This window comes from Candidatus Blastococcus massiliensis AP3, from assembly GCF_000582785.1.
In the GTDB taxonomy this organism is placed as follows: Bacteria; Actinomycetota; Actinomycetes; order Mycobacteriales; family Geodermatophilaceae; genus Blastococcus; species Blastococcus massiliensis.
In genome coordinates this window covers 232,462-250,911 of the sequence record NZ_HG931175.1, presented here as the reverse complement: position 1 = coordinate 250,911, position 18,450 = coordinate 232,462, and the positions used below count along the sequence as shown (strand labels likewise).

Annotated in this window: 16 protein-coding genes; 7 read left to right on the top strand and 9 right to left on the bottom strand. The window is 67.5% G+C overall.

The window, feature by feature from the left end:
- The first annotated feature begins 87 nt into the window (after nucleotides 1-87).
- Together BN344_RS19970 and BN344_RS15355 are read left to right on the top strand one after the other, a co-directional pair.
- Nucleotides 88-819 (top strand): hypothetical protein, encoded by a 732-nt coding sequence (locus BN344_RS19970; protein ID WP_155858912.1) that lies wholly within the window; start codon nucleotides 88-90, stop codon nucleotides 817-819.
- Nucleotides 820-1,384: 565 nt separating this feature from the next.
- Complete coding sequence (locus BN344_RS15355) at nucleotides 1,385-1,879, top strand: hypothetical protein (RefSeq protein ID WP_040339464.1); 495 nt, start codon at nucleotides 1,385-1,387, stop codon at nucleotides 1,877-1,879.
- A gap of 90 nt (nucleotides 1,880-1,969) precedes the next feature.
- Here the strand turns inward: BN344_RS15355 and BN344_RS21070 are convergent, their stop codons facing one another.
- From BN344_RS21070 to BN344_RS15320, 6 genes are all read right to left on the bottom strand, one after another.
- Nucleotides 1,970-2,266, bottom strand: a complete 297-nt coding sequence (locus BN344_RS21070) for a WhiB family transcriptional regulator (RefSeq protein ID WP_051515997.1) — start codon at nucleotides 2,264-2,266, stop codon at nucleotides 1,970-1,972.
- 508 nt (nucleotides 2,267-2,774) lie between these two features.
- Nucleotides 2,775-3,197, bottom strand: a complete 423-nt coding sequence (locus tag BN344_RS15345) for a hypothetical protein (protein WP_040339463.1) — start codon at nucleotides 3,195-3,197, stop codon at nucleotides 2,775-2,777.
- Nucleotides 3,197-4,405 (bottom strand): hypothetical protein, encoded by a 1,209-nt coding sequence (locus BN344_RS15340; protein ID WP_155858911.1) that lies wholly within the window; start codon nucleotides 4,403-4,405, stop codon nucleotides 3,197-3,199. The genes BN344_RS15345 and BN344_RS15340 overlap by 1 nt, the downstream gene beginning before the upstream one ends.
- Before the next feature lie 123 nt (nucleotides 4,406-4,528).
- A complete protein-coding gene (locus tag BN344_RS15335; protein WP_040339461.1) occupies nucleotides 4,529-6,064 on the bottom strand; it encodes a tyrosine-type recombinase/integrase in 1,536 nt (511 codons plus the stop codon).
- Nucleotides 6,065-6,261: 197 nt separating this feature from the next.
- A complete protein-coding gene (locus BN344_RS15330) occupies nucleotides 6,262-6,591 on the bottom strand; it encodes a hypothetical protein (RefSeq protein WP_040339460.1) in 330 nt (109 codons plus the stop codon).
- Nucleotides 6,592-7,411: 820 nt separating this feature from the next.
- A complete protein-coding gene (locus BN344_RS15320; protein WP_040339458.1) occupies nucleotides 7,412-8,125 on the bottom strand; it encodes a hypothetical protein in 714 nt (237 codons plus the stop codon).
- Nucleotides 8,126-8,874: 749 nt separating this feature from the next.
- Between BN344_RS15320 and BN344_RS15315 the strand changes: the two genes are divergently transcribed.
- Entirely contained in the window at nucleotides 8,875-9,822 is a 948-nt protein-coding gene (locus BN344_RS15315; protein ID WP_155858910.1) for a hypothetical protein, read from the top strand.
- A 368-nt stretch (nucleotides 9,823-10,190) separates the two neighbouring features.
- Nucleotides 10,191-11,888, top strand: coding sequence for a recombinase family protein (locus BN344_RS15310; RefSeq protein ID WP_051515996.1), 1,698 nt, complete (start codon nucleotides 10,191-10,193; stop codon nucleotides 11,886-11,888).
- Between the two features lie 305 nt (nucleotides 11,889-12,193).
- On the opposite strand, the gene BN344_RS15305 is transcribed toward BN344_RS15310, so the two are convergent.
- Nucleotides 12,194-12,430, bottom strand: coding sequence for a helix-turn-helix domain-containing protein (locus tag BN344_RS15305; protein ID WP_051515995.1), 237 nt, complete (start codon nucleotides 12,428-12,430; stop codon nucleotides 12,194-12,196).
- On the bottom strand, nucleotides 12,427-12,618 hold the full coding sequence (locus BN344_RS20800) for a hypothetical protein (protein ID WP_040339456.1): 192 nt from the start codon (nucleotides 12,616-12,618) through the stop codon (nucleotides 12,427-12,429). The genes BN344_RS15305 and BN344_RS20800 overlap by 4 nt, the downstream gene beginning before the upstream one ends.
- Nucleotides 12,619-13,510: 892 nt before the next feature.
- Here BN344_RS20800 and BN344_RS15295 point away from each other — a divergent pair.
- Complete coding sequence (locus BN344_RS15295; RefSeq protein WP_040339455.1) at nucleotides 13,511-14,398, top strand: alpha/beta fold hydrolase; 888 nt, start codon at nucleotides 13,511-13,513, stop codon at nucleotides 14,396-14,398.
- A 510-nt stretch (nucleotides 14,399-14,908) separates the two neighbouring features.
- Here BN344_RS15295 and BN344_RS15290 read toward each other — a convergent pair.
- Nucleotides 14,909-17,107 carry an MMPL family transporter gene (locus BN344_RS15290; RefSeq protein ID WP_040339454.1) on the bottom strand — a complete coding sequence of 733 codons (2,199 nt, stop codon included), beginning with the start codon at nucleotides 17,105-17,107 and terminating at the stop codon, nucleotides 14,909-14,911.
- A gap of 138 nt (nucleotides 17,108-17,245) precedes the next feature.
- On the opposite strand from BN344_RS15290, the gene BN344_RS19165 reads away from it, so the two are divergent.
- Together BN344_RS19165 and BN344_RS15280 are read left to right on the top strand one after the other, a co-directional pair.
- Complete coding sequence (locus BN344_RS19165) at nucleotides 17,246-17,878, top strand: TetR/AcrR family transcriptional regulator (RefSeq protein ID WP_166518255.1); 633 nt, start codon at nucleotides 17,246-17,248, stop codon at nucleotides 17,876-17,878.
- Between the two features lie 209 nt (nucleotides 17,879-18,087).
- Nucleotides 18,088-18,423, top strand: coding sequence for a hypothetical protein (locus BN344_RS15280; protein WP_040339453.1), 336 nt, complete (start codon nucleotides 18,088-18,090; stop codon nucleotides 18,421-18,423).
- Nucleotides 18,424-18,450: the final 27 nt, after the last annotated feature.

Below are 18,450 nucleotides of genomic sequence, written 5' to 3'. Positions count from 1 at the left end.
CAGACTCCAACGTCTACATGGGGACGAGCACCTCGCCTTGCCGCAGCCAAGCACCTCGCTTCCTTGGCCAGAACCCACGGCCTCTCGATGGGCGAGAGCGTCGCCGCTGTCGCCCTTCGCAACCCCATTACCGACGTGCGGCTCACCCTGTGGCGCGCCATCTACGGCGAAGAACCGCCGAACAGCCTGGATCTGCACTTCGCGGCCTACGTCGCTCGGGCATACCTCGGAGAGTGCGCGGCAACGGGATGGTCCGACGAACCGACTGCATCCGTTGGCCGGGGCAATAGCGGCGCCTGGGCGTACCACAACCGACCTCGGGCCGAGGTGATGCGCTTTTTGCGCGCGCAACCAGCCGGCACCGCCCGCTTGTCCGACGTCAAACGCATCGCCAACCAGGCGGGCGCCCCCGCCGGAACGATCAGTCACATGCTGCGAGGCGTGAACAAGAAGCCACCGCTTCTGACGCGCGTCGCTTGCCCTCTACCCGAGTGCCGCCCGAATTGCCGGACGCACGCCCGACTCGCGCTCCGGCCCTGTCCTCACACCGGCTGCCCTGGTCTCCTCGACACCCCGGCCCGCATCTTCGAGATCCCGGATGGCGTCCTCTGTTCCCTGTGCCGGAGGATGCCAAGCGCAGCAAGCCCCGTTTTCCCCGAGGAGTACCTCACCGCCGCCGAGGACTACTTGACGGCGCTCATGCGCTACGCCCCGGATGTGCTTGCCCAGCGAGTCGAGAACGGTAGGTCGGCGCCTGAGGCATGGATGAGCCGGGGCGAGCCTGCAGATGGCGAGGCCGGCGATGCGGCGGTGGCCTGACTTCCTGCAGCGCAGATGGAAAGGGCGCGGCTGGCACACGCCGTAGGCACCAGATCCTAAGGACGTCGCAGGGCCTGCGGGGCTCACGCCGCTGGCCTGGGGGTCGGCCTTTCACCTGCGGAAACAGCCCAGTTCGGTGATCGGCAGGGGAGCGCCTGATCACCCTTGATCGCCCTGGCTCATTGGGTCAAACGTTGGGTTAGAGCCGCTGCCCGGGCCTGCGCTCACCTGTAGGGGTGGCTCGGTCGGCGAGTCGGCCGGTGCACCACACAGAACTGTCGTAGGTCCGTGGCGTACTGGAGGCGTGCAGATGACGCCTCTCTGGCAGGTCGCTCAGGACTGCGGTGTCCACCGCAACGATGTACTCGCCGCGTGCAGCCGCCTCGGCATCCCGGCCACCCGCGTCGGCTCGCTCCTCCGACCAGACCAGGTCAAGCGACTGCGGGATCACTTCAAGCCAAGAGCCAGCAATAGCGGGCGGACTTCCGTCGGGCTTCCACCGCGACCGCAGGGCCTCGCACCCGTTCCTATCTCCGCTATGCGCCTGCGACCGAGGGATGCCGCCATGTACAACGTGTCCGAGATTTCTGACATCCCGCCGATCGACCGCGGCCCCTCCTGCGCCTGCTGTGCGATGAGGTTTGCGCGGGCGGCCGACGACAACGAGACGCTGCACTGCCCCCGGTGTCGGCTTCACTACCCGGTCGCCGGCGAAGCGCCCGAACGCGAGCTGACGCGGCTGCGCGACCACGACCATCGCCTACGCGGTGGTTACACCGTCGCCTGGAACTTCCAGAACCAGTTCCACGACCGCATGAAGAGCGCGTTGCACTCCCGGGACACGTGGAAGGCCGCTCTCGCCGAGGTGCTGTTGGAGCACGAGGCAGCAGCGGACGGGCGCTGCAAGCTGTGCCATGAGAAGGAGTTCCCGTGCTCCACTTGGCGCAAGCTGGAGCGAGTGAACCGACGCATCCATCGAGAAGTGGAAACCCTGTCGGCGCTCGACGACGATGAACTGAGCCGCGAGCTGTACGGCAACGACGACTACAGGTCGGCATAGACAGTCTTCCGCGAGTTGCCGGTACGAGTGGACAAGGGTGCCCCTGGGATGAGCCGCCAGGCCACTCCCAGGGGCACCCGGCTTGTGGACCTAGCCAGCGCGCGTCGACGGCGGCTTGATCTTCCTCGGGCCGTGCGTGCCCATGTGCGGCCGGGCCTGGCTGTCCTGCAGTGGCAGCCCCAGGCGGCGCGCCACCCGCTCCCGAGTGGGTAGCCCGCCCCACATGCCCCGCGGCTCGTCGTAGGCCAGGGCGTGGGCGAGGCAGGCCGCGCGTACCGGACGTGCCGCACAGACGGCCCTAGCGGCAGCGATCGGCCGAGCCGGTCGGCCGTCCATCCAGTCCTCGGGGTCTTGGTCCTTGCAGGCGGCACGGGCGGCCCAGGGCATCCGAGGAATCCACGGCTGCGGTCGCCGGCGCAGCCGTTGCAGCTCCTTGGTGACGGACTTCACGCGAGTACGGGAGGGAACGGCTTGGGGCGGGGTTGGGGCCGGTAGTCATCGGAGTTGTAGCGGTGCGGGAAGAGCTCGAGGTTGCGCCGATGGATTGCGTCGACTTCCGCTTGCAGCTCTGGGGTTAGCGGTGCCGGGGTCGTCGTCCGCTGCACCGCTTGCGCGTACCGGCGCCGCTCATCCTGAGTTGGCGCGCCAGGCGTGGCGAAAGTGATGGGCTGACCGTTCTCGTCGGTCACCTGTGAGCCGTTCGGGTACCTGCCTGCTGGCCTTCGTCGCATGCCGCCTGCCGTGGTCGGTACTGACCTGACCACAGTGCAGACCCTGGTTGCGAGTCTGGGCGAAACTCTTCGTCGTTATGCGACCGGTGTCTCTGAGCGGGCCGCTCAGCGACCTCGCGCAATAGGGCATCAGGAGTCGGTCAGCGCATGCCTCATCCAAACTGTCAGACGAGCGCGATGAAATGGGTCGACGTACAGGTGGGCACGCCCAGTTCGACGGCTTTTCTGGTGAGCCCCTTGTCTGCTGTGGCGATGATCCAGCGGTCCCCGAACAGCTGCTCGGCACTGACCGACATCTCGGTGAGGGCGGTCGCCAGCAGCATAACGTCGCCGTTGCCCTCGTTGCGGTACAGGTCGACTACCTTGTCCTCCGGTTTGATTGTTGCCAGCACAACCTTCACGCTGTCGAGCACCGTCGTTGTGATCGGGTAAGTGAGCGGTCTGAGTTTCTCAATGTCGGGCAGTCCTCGGGCTTCGTAGAAGATCTCCTCCGGGATCCGACACCGGTTGAGCATGAACGTGGACGCTTTCTGACTGGCCGTCATCATTGACAGGGTTACGTTATCCACCAGGTAGCGGTCGATCATTACAGCGTCGCCCTGTACTCGTTGAGGGACACGGCCTTGCGGTTCTGGAACAGCACCCTGACGATCTCCGAGGAAGGCAGCCGCTTGGCGTCCATTTGCTTCAGCAGCGATCGGGAGTACTCCGCGCTGTTGTACTTGCGCAGCGCGTTTACGGGCTTCGGCTGTCGCGCCTGCGTCTTCGGCCGATTCCGAAATTCCTCGCGCAGGATGGTCATGTAGCCGCGAGCCGTCACAGCGTCGATGAGGGCGAGTCGTCGCGCTCGCATCAGAAAGGCGCTGGGTGTGACGCAGTAGGTGGTCGCATGCGCCTTGACGTCGTCCAAGGAAGAGACGTGAAGGTCAGCCACTGACGTTGCGGGCATCAGCATCTCTTCGGCGATTTCATACTCACGGTTCTCGATCAGATCGTCGGATTGGTCGGAGTAGGCGACTGGCTTGAACTTGCTCCGAGCAAGGCACACAGTGAGCAGCGCTAGCGTGAGGAGTCGCCGGCCCGCGGGCTCCAAGCTGTCGCGGTGGGCGCCGTTGTTTACGAACAGGAATGGTACCTTCTTGTCCCGGATGCAAATGCCACTGAATTGCGCCCGCTTCGGAATAGGCTGCGGCATGTAATTTCTCATGCCCTGCGACACGAAGATGTTGTGTTCTTCGAGCCAGTCGACGAAATGATCAAAGGCGAGCTCTTTCGTCTTCACGCGCAGCAGGTAGGAGCGATCGACGCCGAGCTGGGCAACCAGCCAGTCGGCGTCATCCTTCACGGTCTGCCGGGACCGCCGCAGGGCGCCGACGATCACATTGTCAGGGAGGTCTGGATCGTGCCGCTTCAACATCTGCTGCTTGCGCAGCAAGTCCTTCACGATCAGTTCGATGTCGGCGAGAAGGACTGTGCCGCGTGAGTTGAGCGAGAAGGTGCCCTTGCTGACCCCACGTAGCAGGACTTCCTGCTTCCGCTTGAGCTGCGCTTCTACGACGTCTATCGGGGCGAAGAACAGCGTGTACGGAATCTCCGCCCTCCGCCCGAGACTCACCAGGTCCGTGAACGAGATGCGCGATGTCTTCAACGCCCTCAGGTATTCCTTCGCTTCTCGCTGCCAGGAGTCCTCGATCAGCGCCACGAAGGTCTTGCGCTCGATTGTGATCGTGGAGTGGCCACGAGAGACAGTGATAGTCACGGCAAGACCTTCTCGTATTTGCGCGATCGTTGTCACCTGCAAATCGCACACTGGACGCTGTTGCAGACCAGCGGGCAAGGGTCAGACAACTGCCCCCGGAAGCCGCCTTCAGGGCACAGTCGCCAGCCGAAACCAGCCCATCGACGTCGAGCCGAGCGACTACGTGGAGTTGACGTCCGTTCCGGGCGGGGCGTCGGGCTGTTTCCGCACCGCGCGGGCCAGGGTTGCAGCGTGGGCGAGGGAGGCGGGGTCGCCGGTGTGCTGCACCAGCCAGCGCGCGAATCTCAGATACGCCAGCCATCCCAGGAGGAGGCAGATCGGTCCGACGATCGTCGCGAGCATCGCGATAGATGGCACCCAAGCCTCCAGAAACACGCAGTTACCGTGCTTCTGGCATCCAGCCCCCTTTTGCCACCGTGGACTCTCGTCAACGGACACCGGTGGGTTCAGGGGAAGCGTCGCGCGTCTTTGCCGACGGGGGACCCTCCGGTGCGTGACCGAGGTTACACGCTCTGGCGCGCTCCGCGCGTGAGTTCGATGGCGGCGGAGTAGTCGGGCTCCTTGGCGACGTGGGCGTACACCGCGTCCGTGAAGGCGATGGAAGTGGTGACCCAGCCCCCGGGACACCGAGAACATGTCGTGCCCGTCTGCGAGCCACTGGCTGCCGCAGGTCGTGAAAGCGGACCCCGGTGTGCGGGTCGGTGGGCAGCCCGACGGCGGCGACCGCCGGTACGAAGACATGTTTTGTAGAAGCTGCCCGCGTTCCACAGCTCCTCGCCCGCGTAGTTCAGCGGGCCGCTGCGGCCTTGCGGGCCACAGCGGCGCATCGAGCTGGTCCCGTCGTGGGTGGGCGGCCAGGTGGAGGCCGAGGTCGTGTAGCAGCTCGTCGTCGAGGATCGGCACCCGTCGCCGGCTCCTGGCGCTCTTGGGGTCCTGAATGACCCACACGCCACCGGGATAGGTCCGTTCGGCCATGCGCTCGACGTGCACTTCGCGCCGGGCCATACGCAGGTCGCGCACCCGTAGTCCGGCGATCTCACTCCGCCGCAGTCCGACACCGGCGGCGAAGCGGACCAGCAGCCCGTAGACCGGCTCCGTCTCCGCGCACCTGGCGGCCGCGGCGGCGACCTGGGCGCGGCTCAGGAAGTGCCCTTCCCGCTTCTCGCGGCCGGTCGGTAGCCGCTTGGGTCGGTCCACGACCTCGCACGGGTTCGACTGGATCAGCCCGTGCTTTCGTGCGTAGTTCAGCGTCGCGGAGAGCGGGAAGGTTGCGTGCTTGACCGTGCCGGGCATCACCGGTCCCATCTCCACGACCCACCGCTCTACGTCCCGGCTCGTGATGCTGTCGAGGCGCCGGGCTCCGAATGTGGGCAGTACCCGTAGGCGTAGGCCGCGCTCGTAATTCTCCAGCGTGCGGGGTCGGACCCGCGTTGCCTGGACGGCGAGCCACTGCTCCTCGACCTCTCGGACGGTCACCTTGCCCACGTTGGGCGGCACGTAAGTGCCGGTCGCTTGGGCGTGCTCGACGCTGGCCCGGTACTGCCGGGCGGCGGCCTCCGTGGGGAAGGTCTTGTCGCGGACGCGGGCCTTGCCAGTCGCCGGGTCGACCTCGCGCCAGCGGGCCACGTAGACGGTTCCCTTGGCCCGGTGCGCCTTATAGACGCCCGGTGTGCGGGTCTTGATCAGCTCGGCCATCTCCAATGCCGAAATGGTGGTTTCGGCGCCACCCGTAGCAACGGTCTGATAAGGCGGACAGTTGAGCCCCCACAGGCCAACAACGCGACAAAGTGATGTGTCTTGTTGCCACCATCTGCGGAAGCTCTTGAACTACCGCAACTGGCGCGCGCCGGGTCATTCAGATCGCAGTCTTGCGGCGTATGCGACGCGAAGCCTTAGTGGCCCACGCGTCCAACGGCTGTCGGGGAGGACGGACGAATCTTTCGCGTGTAGTCGAACAGCCAACGAAGTCGGGTGCCGATAGCAGAACGGTCCATCTGCGTAGAACCATTGGAGTGACCATGTTGGACCTCGCCGAACTGGCAGAACGCCTGATCAAGACCCACGCCCTCGTGATGCTGCGACGCGGTGATGACGTCGCTTGGCGTGATGACGGCGATGATGATGACCGAATCGACGCAGGGGAGGCGTGGGCCCAGGCGAGCGGTCTCGAGCGACTGGACTTGCTTCGACTCCTCGAGTACGTCGCCGACATCACCGGCCATCTAGCGCACGTCGCTGGGTGTATCTCGAAGGCGGACCTGCTTACGGCGGTTTTGAGCGTCCCCGAGGAAAGGGGATGGGTTCCCGTGACCAGCAGGACGGCTCGACTGTCGGAGCCGCACGAATCGCTGCGTGCGGCAGTGTCAGCCATCTCTCGGCGCTCAACCGGCCAGCCACCAGTGCACTCGCCAATAGACGCCTCTGGGAAGGGGGACAGGCGCCTGCGGCTGGTTCCTAGCCAAGAGCCGCCCTTCTGACCTCCGGGTGCCCGGCCGACACGGCGGGGGCAGTCTTGCGAAACTGTCAGAGCCTCGCTGCACCGTCCGACCATGCCCGACTCCAAGCCAGCGGTCGTGCCGCCAGGAACCGTGCTGCTGTGGGACCTGGACAACCTCTCAACCGGGGCGGGTCAAATCCAGGACTTGGCCACCTTGATGGGGCGCTTCGGGGGGCCAGACACGGAGCGATTCGCAGCTGGCCACCAGGTGATCTGTCGTAGCCATGGGGCCCTCGCCCGCCAGGCAGGATTCGGGGTCAGATCCGCTGGCCGGCGACGCCAAGGCGCGGATCGGCTGTTGCTGCGGCTCGCAAGGGACCTTGCGACCCGAGGGGCGACGTACTTCTTCGTGGGGAGTAGCGACGGAGCCTTCGCGTCAATCGGCGACCTAGGTCATCTCGTCGTGATCACGATGGACGCTTCGCGAGTCAGCAGACGGCTGTCCGCCGCGGCCGACGCCATGCTGGAAGTCGCTAAGGACCCTTCGGGCTGGCGCGTCCATTACGTCCACCGGCTTCCGATCGCAGAGTGTTGAGCCGTCAAGGTCAGCAACTGCAGGCGTGGCGACTGATCGGCCCTGTTGCTTCCGACTCCACAACCAGCGCCACGTCGGCTGCTTCAATCGAGTAGCAGTCGCTCGTCGGCATCGGAAGCAACGTTTCCCCGCGGAGGGCGGCCAGCGTGCCAACTTCACGCCGGCGCTGCGCCTCGGGCAGTGCCATGACTCCAGCCACTTCCGACGGGCAGATACCCGCCGCCACCCAAAGGTCCAGGTGTGAGTGGGGTGCTGCGCCCGCCATCCAGAGCGCTCGCGCGAGTGAGAGCCTCCGGACGTCCGCGGACTGGAGCGTGATCGAGGCGCATTCGTCGAAGGCGCCAGGTGTCGTTGAGTCGTCGATGAGAGGCAGCCCAAGGATGAACGTGCCCTCGCCCGCGAGTTGATGAAGTGTCAGGCGCTCCGCGGTCCTGGCGTGGGTTCCGCGCACCTCAACGGTCGCCTTGACCGCCGTCTCCCACCAGAGGTCCGCGCCAGCGACGCTCTCCTCGACCGCCTCGTCGAAGTCGCCCTCGGCTTCGATTCCGAGATCGACCACCAGGCGCACATACACGCCGCAACCCGCGTCTGACCGATGCCTGCGTGCGAGCGGTTCCAGGACGTTCGCCGCCTCGATACGAAGCCCGCGGCTGGTCTCCCTGAACGTGACACGGCTGTCCGGTGCGCCGAAGGACTGGAGGCGGGTGGGGATCGAGAGGCTCACCCACCTCTCATCGGCTACTCCACGGTCTGACTGGACAGACCGCACCTACGCACTTCACCGCCGCTCGGGCGAGCGGGGGAGTAGCCCGCTTGTCACCTCGCTCAAGAACCCAGCGATCCGGTGTCACAACACCACCGGCCCCCTGACGGAGAACCGCTGCGACCGCGGCACTTAGCGGGCAACTCGGCCCTCGTCCAGCGCTCCTGTCGGTTCGGACGCCCAACCTGCCGATTGCTGGCGGGCGTCCGGACCGTCCGGACCGGAGAGGCCCCATGAACGAGAACGACATCCAGGTCCCAGTGGTCCGGGAACTGTCCCGCCAAAGTCGCCCATTGAAGCGTCGCAGCCACGCACGTCATCCACGGGACGCGGTACGACCTGCCGCGCTGGTTCGCCAGAGCCTCGAACGGCAACGCCCTGTGTGGCTGGCCGATACCGCCGTCATGCCGTCAGAGCGTGTCTGGCGCCTCCTGACTGAAGGGCCCTCCGACGGTGCGTCCTCGAAGCCTTGGGTCGACTTTCAGTCGGTGCTGACCGGGCTCGCCAACGCAGGCTGGGGGCGCGTTCATGTCGAGCGGGCTCTCAGGACATGGCAGACCGAAGGGACGCCTGGGCGGTGGTGGTCCGTGGATCGACGAGGGCGTCCCCGCGAGTTCGAGCGCGCTTGGCGGAAGGCGATGACTCAAGTTCGCCGATTCCCGTCCGACCCGGGACGAAGTCAGAACGTCGACCCCGGCCACGATGAGATGGTGCTCCGCCTGCTCGACGCGTTCCAGCACCGTGTCATTCACGACGGCTTTCTGCCTGTGGGCCACCGAATCCTCTCGGGAGGGAAGTCGGCAGCCGAAGAGCGCGTCACTCTGTTCGCCCTTCTAGCCCTAGCGCGCGAGCACGTTGCCGCGCTGCCCCTCACAACGGACGGCGATGGGCTCTACCTCGCTGCCGCTTCTCGTAGTCTCGCTCTCTTGGCCAACACATCTCAACCGCGGATCTCGCGTCGATTGCGTCAGATCTGCGGGCAAAGCGTCATTGCAGCATCGGGTGCCCATCGGACGCTCGTGGCGTTGGAACGGCAGGGCACGCGCGGGGATGCATCGACCTACGTGCTTCGCCCGGGCGGTCAGATCGTCACGTGTTCACAGGTCTCTTCCTTGCAGGAGAGATCTATGAACAAAGTCGCGGTCGTCCGACCGGTCGATGCTCCGGACATGGACGTGCCCCGCCATGACGCATTCGCTACCGACGTCCCGCCCGACTTCCCGTCTCGCCCTGGACGGCGCGGTCTGGGCTTCGAGGGCGCCTTGATCATGGCTACGCTCGCGTCGAATCCGGTCGGCCTGGACGTGACCACGTTGGCCGCGGTAACTGGTCTGAACGTGGACACGATGGAATCCACCGTCTCCAGATTGCTCGCCATTGGACGCAGCGAGCATGAGATGGCTCCCGTGCTCATCGAGAGGGAGGGCCGACAGATTGCGATGGCCGCCACGCAACCGGACACGCTGCTGGAGGACCTCGACGCCTGCGCTCGCGCAATAGGGGTGGCTGGAATCGCTCGCGCCAGGCGCCTGCAGATCGACGGGGAGCGCCGCGGCTTTCACGCGCCTACCGCGAGGGTCGGAAGGCCAGCCCGACCTGCTGAGGTCCACGTCGAGACCGTTGTGCCCGCGAGAACCCACGTCGCCAGCGTCGCTTGACTCCGCCGGTCCTCGCCGCGCTGACCGCCCGAGGGAACCGAGCACCCTCTCGCGAATGGGGATGCCTCTCGCCGCATGCCCCTGTCGCTCACGCAATAGGGGCGCCGTTTGCCGAGCGCGTCGGACGCTGCCTTGTCCGCCGAACGAGTGAATAAAAAGGTCTCGCGAATGGCCCAGTCCAGCAAATCGTCTGCCGATGCCACGCCCGTGACCGAGCCAATCATCATCGAAACTGGGGGACCAATCGTCTTCCGCGTTCCCTCGCCCAGCCCTGTAATGACTCCTGCCCTGGCCCGACTGCTCCTCAAGGTCGTTCTACCTGTCGGACCTGACCTGGATGATCAGGAGAAAGCAGAGGAGGACGCAGCGTGACAAGCCAGGATACGAATGACGAAGGCATCCGGTTCGTGTTCTACGGACGGGTGTCGACCGAGGACAGGCAGGACCCCGAGGTGAGCCGCGGGTGGCAACTCCAGTCCGCCATGCGGTTGATCCAGGGGCACGGCACGATCGTGCGCGAGTACTTCGACATCGGGCAGAGCCGCTCCGTCGTCTGGAAGCGCAGGCCCCAAGCCTCATCGTTGCTGGCCGACGTCGCGAACCCGAAGCGCGACTTCGACGCGATCGTCATCAGCGAGCCTCAGCGTGCCTTCTCGGGGCCGCAGTTCTCCAACATCTATCCCACGCTCCAGCACTACGGAGTAGACGTCTGGCTCCCCGAGGTCGGAGGGCGGTTCGACGCCAAGTCCGACGTTCATGATCTGCTGATGATGATCTTCGGCGGCCTGGGCGCTGCGGAACGCCGTGTCGTCCAGCGTCGCGTCATCGGCGCCATGGAGGCTGCGACGATCAACGCCGGCCGCTTCCTCGGTGGTCGCCCTCCATATGGGTACGTCATCGGCGATGCCGGCCCGCATCCGCATCCCGCCAAGGCCGCTGACGGGATCAGGGCGCATCGACTCGACGTCGATCCCGCGGCGGCGTCCGTCGTCCAGCGGATCTTCCAGATGCGGCTCGATGGCGCCGGCTTCCGGACGATTGCCAGCCGCCTCAACGCCGATGGCATCCCGTGCCCGTCAGCGCACGACCGCCGCCGGAATCCACACCGAAAGGCTGACGGTTGGCAGGCAGCCACCGTCCGGGCGATCCTCGAGAACGCCCGGTACACGGGCCACCAAGTCTGGGGCCGATTCCAACGCTTCGACAGGCTCGTAGACCCGACTGACGCGAGCGCGGGCACCCTCGTTCGCTTCAGGCGCAGCGAGCCGGAGCGGGTGGTCTCTAGCACCAACCCTTCGCACGAGGCGCTGATCTCGGTGGAGGACTTCGAGCGCGTACAGACGACTCTCAAGCGTTCGACCGCTTCGTCACGGTCAGCGCCTCGCTCCCCTCGAACGTCGAAGACGCCCTACCTCCTGCGGGGGCTCCTCCACTGCGGCATCTGTGGCCGGAAGATGGAGGGCAGCCGCACCCGTTCGACCGACATCTACTACCGCTGCCGTGTCAGGGACACCGTGCCCGGGGCTCCAGGTGAGCACCCCTCCAACGTGATGTTCCGAGAGGACTGGCTCATCCACGGACTCGACAACTGGCTCCGTGCCGTGTTCTCGCCGGAGAACGTCGAGGAGACGGTCGAGGCGATGATCAGCGCAACTGAGCCCTCCATGGCTGACGTCGCGCGGAGGGAGGCCGTCGATCGGCGCCTGAAGGAGGCGGAGAGCAAACTGTCGCGCTTCAAGGAGGCCCTGGCCGCGGGCGTAGACCCTCACCTCGCAGCAGCCTGGATCAACGATGCACAGAAGGAGGTCGTCGAGGCGCGGGCTGAGCAGACGACGCTGACGACCTCCGCGGCAGCAACTCTCACGCGCGAGGAGCTGCGCGCCATCGTCACCGACTTTAGCCTTCTGACGACCCGCCTGGGTCAGGTCGCCAGCACGGTCCGCGCTGAGATCTACGCGACCCTGGGCGTCCGGATCACCTACGACCCCTCAACCAGCTCCGTCGAGGCGGAGGTGAGCCCAACCCACCAGATGTTGGGCAAAACAAGTGTCCGAGGGGGGACTTGAACTCCTGTCCTCGGTTCAGCATCTAGGTACGTCACGATGCTCTGAACTGGGCTTTTGCCTTGCGTCAGAGACGCCCAGACGACCCAGGTTCGCATCCAGATACCCCTAAATCCACGGGCAGCAGTATCACGCGGAGTATCACGAGGCGATCCTTCGCGGACCCGACTTCCGATCGGTCGGCCAGCTCAGGTCAACGAGTACGCCATCCCACGCAGACGATGCGCTGTCAGCTGGGCGGCGACTTGTCGGTACGGGGCCGCTAGGCGTCCTCGTTGCGATCAGCTGGGTCGTTGTGGAGTGCGCGGCTAACGACTACCAGCAGTGGTGTCGTTCGGGCCTCCGACAGCGTCGTCGACTGCCACGCCGAGGACGGCCAGCAGGGGTAGGCGTGGGATCAGTAGTCGTCGACCCAACCGGACCACCGGCAGCTCGCCGTTCTCGATGGCCCGGGTAACCGTGCGGACGTCGACACCGAATACCGAGGCCGCCTGCGCGATCGTCACAACGGCGGAGCCGCTGGCCCTGAGGTCCTCAAGGTTCACCGCGGTCCCTCCCTACGAGCGATGACGTCGGGCTGGATCGGGAGCGCCTTAGGACCGCACCCGTCCGTGCCGGAGGCCCGACGGATGGTCGTCTTACAGCCGGCCCCGAGCAGGCACACCGCCTCCTCCGGCGTCAGCAGCAAGGGACCGGCGCCCAGCACGTCGCGGAGCAGTTGCGCATCGCCCATGTCGCTATCCTCCGGAACTGTCCCGCTCCGCTGCCACGGCCCGAACCGTGCTGGAGCGGGTGCTGCCTGCTGCCTGCTGCCTGCCGTCCAACGATCGCGAACGAGGCTCCAGAAGTTCTCTCGTTCCAGTGCACGGCAGCACCGCCCGCCCGCCGTCATCCGACAGGCCGGCGCCTCGGATCCGTCTTCTGCTACCGGAGGATCCCCCCGGAGAAGTACCGGAGGTCAGCCTTGAGTACGGGACATCGGCTACTGCCCGGGCGCGTCAGTAGTGGGGCGCCCTTACGGACGGCGCACCGAGCTCGACCGTGCGGTCCCGCCCGCATGACCCCCCGGCCAGCGGGCCGTCGCCGATGCAAGTAGGGCACTCACAGGGCGGCCGGAACGTGCAGACCAGCTGGGGCAGGCCGACGGCCAGGTGAGGGTCAATGGGTCGCGCCGCCGCCGGGAAAGGGCCACCGGTGGCGAGTCCTGCATCCCGCTGGACGACACAACCCGCGCCGTCGGCGCCGAGGCCGGCTGGCTGATGGACGACGTACCCCGGCCGGGAACCGGATCCACGTGCGCCGCACCGCCAACCTGGACACCGGCGGAACGATCCACGACATCACCGACCGGCTGCCCCCGGGGAATGCGCTCCGTCGGCCCCGATTGCCGGGGCCGACTACATCGCCGCAGCTCAGGTCCTTGCTGTCGTGACGTCCACCGTGACAGGCCGCATCCGTCGCTAGCTCGTCCTGCGGCACGGTCGGTGACGAGAGGTGGGCGTCGCTACTCACCGGTTCGCGGCCTCGGCTTGACGGAGTTCGGCTGGTCGTCGCAGCGAGGCACCCGCCGCCGGATGACCGGTTTAGCGGGGATAGCCTGCCGTGGCGCATCGGAGGAGGATCCATTGGAGCACCACGATCCATCGCCGGAGACGGCAACCACCCCCCGCTGGTTCTCGGCGGCGCTGGCCTCGCGCCCGGACCACGTGGACGTGGACGTGGACGGCTGCGCGATCCACCTCCGCTGCTGGGGGGACCCGGCGCTCCCGGGCCTGGTGCTGGTGCATGGCGGCGCCGCTCACTCCGGGTGGTGGGATCACGTAGCTCCCTTCTTCGCCGGCGAACAGCGGGTGGTGGCGCTCGATCTGAGCGGGCACGGCGACAGTGGTCACCGTGAGCACTACGACATGACTCTGTGGGCGACCGAGGTGATGGCTGCGGCGGCCGCCGGTGGGATCACCCGGCCACCTGTGGTGGTCGGCCACAGCATGGGCGGCTGGGCGGCGGCAACCACAGGTGTCCAGCACGGCGAGCGACTCGCCGGCGTCGTCATCATCGACTCGCCCTTGAACGACCAGCCCCCGGAGGAGAAGGGAATCCGCCACCGGATGCGGCCGCGGCGGGTCTACCCGACCCTGGAGGAGGCGGTGGCCCGCTTCACCACGCTGCCGCGCCAGGACGTGATGCTCCCCTTCATCGCCCGGCACATCGCGGAGCAATCACTCCGGCAGGTGGAGGGTGGCTGGACCTGGAAGTTCGACCCCGCGATGTTCGGCCAGCGCGCGTTGATGCGGGAACTGCTGCCCGCCCTACGCTGCCGGGCCGCACTCCTCCGGTCCGAGTTCGGGTTGGTCCCGCCGGCGATGGCGGTGCGGATGGAACAGTTGCTACCCGTGGGGGTTCCGGTGATCGAGCTGCCCGACGCGGGACATCACCCGATGCTCGACCAGCCGTTGCCGTTGGTCGCAGCCCTACGCACCCTTCTCACGTCCTGGACCGCAGCGGCCCGCTGAGATCGGCCGCCGCTCTCAGCGGCGCACCACCCGGAGCAGTGCTGCCGGGGCGAGGTGTCCGGTGCCCCTGGCCGATCGTCGGACTCCGCCTCCGTCCACCCTCTACCGGGTCCCCGTCGGCGAGGTCGGGGACTGGTTGTAGTGCCCATGAGGGTTGTTGACGGCGTCGGGGGCTGGACCAATGGGGAGACCTCCGAGCGAAGGTGTGGGTGCTGACGCCGCACCGATCTTGCGAAGGTCCCATGTCCCTTCTGCGTCCCTCATTGCCGAATGGACGGCGTACCGGGGCGGCAACGATCACGGGCGACGCTCACCGGGCCGGTCCGTACGCCGAACCGACGGCAGTTCGGCCAACGGGATGAGCGTGAGGCGTCGGTGGCCTCCCGGAACTCCTTCCCCGACTCGTGGCCCCTGCTGGACCGGCTGGTGGAGCGAAACGCGGTATGGCGACGCTGGGAGGGCTGCTCCTCCATCTCCGGAAGCGGCCCTCCCAGCTGTCGCTCAGTGAGCTCAGCGACGGGCGTCGGCGAGCTCGCGGTCAGGCGCCGGGGTGTGGCGTTCCAGGGTCGAGCCTTCGATGTCCACGTTCGGCAGCCCGCGGTCCAGCCAACGGGGCAGATACCAGGCGCTGCGACCCAGCAGTGTCATGACCGCAGGGACGAGCGCCATCCGGACGACGAAGGCGTCGACGAGGACGCCGAAGGCGAGGGCGAACCCGATGCTCTTGATGGTGGCGTCCGGGCCGAGGACGAATCCCGCGAACACCGACGCCATGATCAAGGCTGCGGCCGTCACGACCCGCGCGCCGTGACGGAAGCCGCCGATGACGGCCTCACGCGGCTCGGCGCCGTGCACGTGCTCCTCCCTCATCCGGCTGACCAGGAACACCTCGTAGTCCATCGCCAGGCCGAACAGCAGTCCGATGAGCAGGATGGGCAGGAAGCTCACGATCGGCCCTGTCGAGGCGACGCCGAGCAGTTCGGCCAGCCAGCCCCACTGGAACACGGCGACGAGGGCACCGAAGGTGGCCGCAACGCTCAGGAGGAAGCCGAGCGTTGCCTTGAGCGGCACCAGGATGGAGCGGAATGCCACCATCAGCAGCAGCATCGCCAGGCCGACGACCACCGCGAGGAACAGCGGGAGTGCATCGGCCAGCTTCTCGGAGATGTCGATGCCGAGCGCGGTGTTGCCCGTGACGGCGAGCTCGGAGCCGGTCTGCTCCCTCAGGCCGGGACGGAGGTCGCGGATGTCGCCGACCAGATCCTCGGTCGCGGCCGCGGACGGCCCCTCGCTCGGGATGACAGTGATGGTTGCCGTATCGCCGGCCGGGTTCGGCCGCGGCGGTGCCGTGGTCGCCACGCCGTCGAGCGCGGCGATCGCCTCAGCAGTGGCGACGAAGGCAGTGTCCGGCGCCTCGGCGTCCGTAGCGTCCACGACCACGGTGAGCGGACCGTTGAAGCCGGGCCCGAAGCCCTCGGCCAGCAGGTCGTAGGCCTGCCGCTGAGTGGCCTCCTCCGACAGGTCCCCGTCGGTGGGCAGCCCCAACCGCAGGTCCAGGGCCGGCAAGGCGATGACCCCGAGGCCGATGACGGCAGCGAGGACGACGGGTACCGGTCGGCGGGTGACGAAGCGCGCCCACCGCGTGCCCCAGGACTCCGTCGTGGCCAGTGCTGCCTGACGGCGCCGCAGACCAGGCACCGGCCAGCGGCTGAACCGATCGCCGGCGAAGCCCAGCATGGCCGGCACCAGGGTCAGCGCGACCAGGACCGCCACGCCGACCATGCCGGCCGCCACGAGACCCATCGTGGTCAGGAACGGGATGCCGATGACGGCCAGCCCGGCCAGGGCGATCATGACGGTCAGCCCGGCGAAGACGACCGCACTGCCGGCGGTGCCGACCGCTCGCCCCGCCGCCTCGCGGGCCGGCGTGCCCGTCGCCAGCAGCTCCTTGTGCCGGATGATGATGAAGAGCGCGTAGTCGATCCCGACCGCAAGCCCGATCATCAGACCGAGGGTCGGTGTGGCGCTGTCCAAGTCGACGACGGCCGAGAGGGCTTGGACCGCGGCCATGCCGGTGGCCACGCCGATCAGGGCGGTCAGGAGCGGCAGGCCCGCGGCGAGCAGCGTGCCGAAGGTGATCGCGAGGACGACGAGGGCGACGACGACCCCGGCCGCCTCGGCGATGCCCTGCTCGGGTGCGGCCTGGGTGGCCTCGCCGCCGAACTCCACCTGGAGCCCGGCGCCCCGGGCGCCCTCTCCCACGTCGAGAAGGTCGGCTCGCGCCTCGTCGGTGATGTTGTTGGGCTGCACCTCGTAGACGACCGTGGCGTAGGCGGTGGTCTGGTCCGCCGAGACGCCGCGGTCCTGGAAGGGGTCGCTGACCTCGGTCACCTGCTTCGCCTCCGCCGCGGCGGCGAGCGTCTCCTGGATGGCGGCGCCGATCTCCGGATCGCTCACCGTCCGACCTTCGGGAGCGCGGAAGACGATGCGGGCGGTGGCGCCACCCGCCGCGCCGTCGGGGAAGCGCTCCTGCAGCGTCTCCAACGCGGTGACCGACTCGACGCCGGGGATGGAGAGCTGAGCGTCGGCATCCTTTCCGACAGCGCCGGCCAGGCTGCCGAGCGCGACCAGGGCGAGCACCCAGGCCATGAGGACTGTCTTGCGACGGTGGAAGGCCCAGCGTCCGAGACGGTGGAGGAAGACGGCCACGTGTGGTGCTCCGGAGGTCAGGGGGGGCGGTGAGGGGGACCGGCATCGGTGACTAGCTAATCGGCTAGAGGCTACTAGCCATGCGGCTAGTAGCGCCGTGGGCCGTGGGGCACACGGGCTGATGGCTACCCTGACGTGGTGACCAGCCCGCAGCTCGCGACGTCGGCAGCAGGTAGCCCGACATCGGCTCCCCGCACTCCTGGGGCGCAGCGCGTGCTGGAGGCCGCCCTCGACCTGTTCGCCGCCCAGGGGTTCGACGGCACCTCGTTGCAGGAGATCGCGGATCGGCTCGGCGTGACGAAGGCGGCCGTGTACTACCACTTCCGGACCAAGGACGAATTGCTCCTCGCACTGGTCAGGCCGGCACTGGACGAGTTGATCCGACTGGTCGAGGCCAACAGCTCGAGGGAGAGCCGGCACCGGAGCCGGGGTATCGAGGTGGCCGGCTACGTCGACTACCTGCTGCGGCACCGTCGGCTGGCCGGGTACCTCGTCCGCGACGCCGCCGCCATGTCCAGACCTGCCGTCCTGGAACTCACGACGCGGCTCCGGGGCAAGGTGGAGTCGATGCTCCTGGGGGACGGGGCAGATGATCTGGGCGCGGTGTGGGGAGGCGCGACGCTGCAGGCGCTCACCGGGGCCTTGCTCGCCGCGCCGGCCGACGTCACCGAGGACTGGCTCCGCGAAGAGCTCACCGAGATCACCGCGCAGATGCTCGCCGGCTACCGCAAGGCAGTCCGTCGCCGGGGAGCCATGCTCTCCGTCGGGTGAGCCGGACCGCGGAACAGCCCACGTGCGGGGTCACCCGCTGAGTCCGCCCGCCTCGTGTCCGCACTCCATGCCGTGAGATGTGACGGGTGGCGAACCACCGCGCCTTCCAGGAGTCAGGACTGACAAAGGTCGGTATGACCCCCTCGGGCGACTAGGATCCCCTTCTTCCGTACGGGCGCCGTGGCCCCCGGGGACCGCGGCGCCACCGGTTGATCGGCGGCGACATGGACGGTGTCTCGTTCTCGGCCTGGCAAGCGCTGGATGCAGCGCTCTGGCGTCTGCTGGAGGAGACCCTGTCCGTCTTCACCTGGACGGCGGCAGCCGCATCATGTCTGGGGGCCGCGGCCTTGTCCTGCTACGGCATCTACGCCGCCGCCGGACACCTGCTCGGCCGTCGCCTCGGGCCGACCGAGCTCGTCGACAGCTTGCCTCCATCGGGAGTCGACGATCAGGTCGTGCACCGTGAGGCGGTGCGGGGTATTGCTGCCTTGGAGTCCTGGCTCGCCCAGGCGTCACCGGGATCGGTGGGCGACGACGATGCCTGATCGCGGCCGGGGAGGCTGCGGCGGACC

What these genes read in the sequence shown, in the direction of transcription:
- BN344_RS15355 (WP_040339464.1), top strand. Translation starts at nt 1,385, where the DNA reads ATGTACAACGTGTCCGAGATTTCTGACATCCCGCCGATCGACCGCGGC.
- BN344_RS15345 (WP_040339463.1), bottom strand. Translation starts at nt 3,197, where the DNA reads ATGATCGACCGCTACCTGGTGGATAACGTAACCCTGTCAATGATGACG.
- BN344_RS15330 (WP_040339460.1), bottom strand. Translation starts at nt 6,591, where the DNA reads ATGGCCGGTGATGTCGGCGACGTACTCGAGGAGTCGAAGCAAGTCCAG.
- BN344_RS15335 (WP_040339461.1), bottom strand. Translation starts at nt 6,064, where the DNA reads ATGGCCGAGCTGATCAAGACCCGCACACCGGGCGTCTATAAGGCGCAC.
- BN344_RS20800 (WP_040339456.1), bottom strand. Translation starts at nt 12,618, where the DNA reads ATGGGCGATGCGCAACTGCTCCGCGACGTGCTGGGCGCCGGTCCCTTG.
- BN344_RS19970 (WP_155858912.1), top strand. Translation starts at nt 88, where the DNA reads ATGGGCGAGAGCGTCGCCGCTGTCGCCCTTCGCAACCCCATTACCGAC.
- BN344_RS21070 (WP_051515997.1), bottom strand. Translation starts at nt 2,266, where the DNA reads ATGCCCTGGGCCGCCCGTGCCGCCTGCAAGGACCAAGACCCCGAGGAC.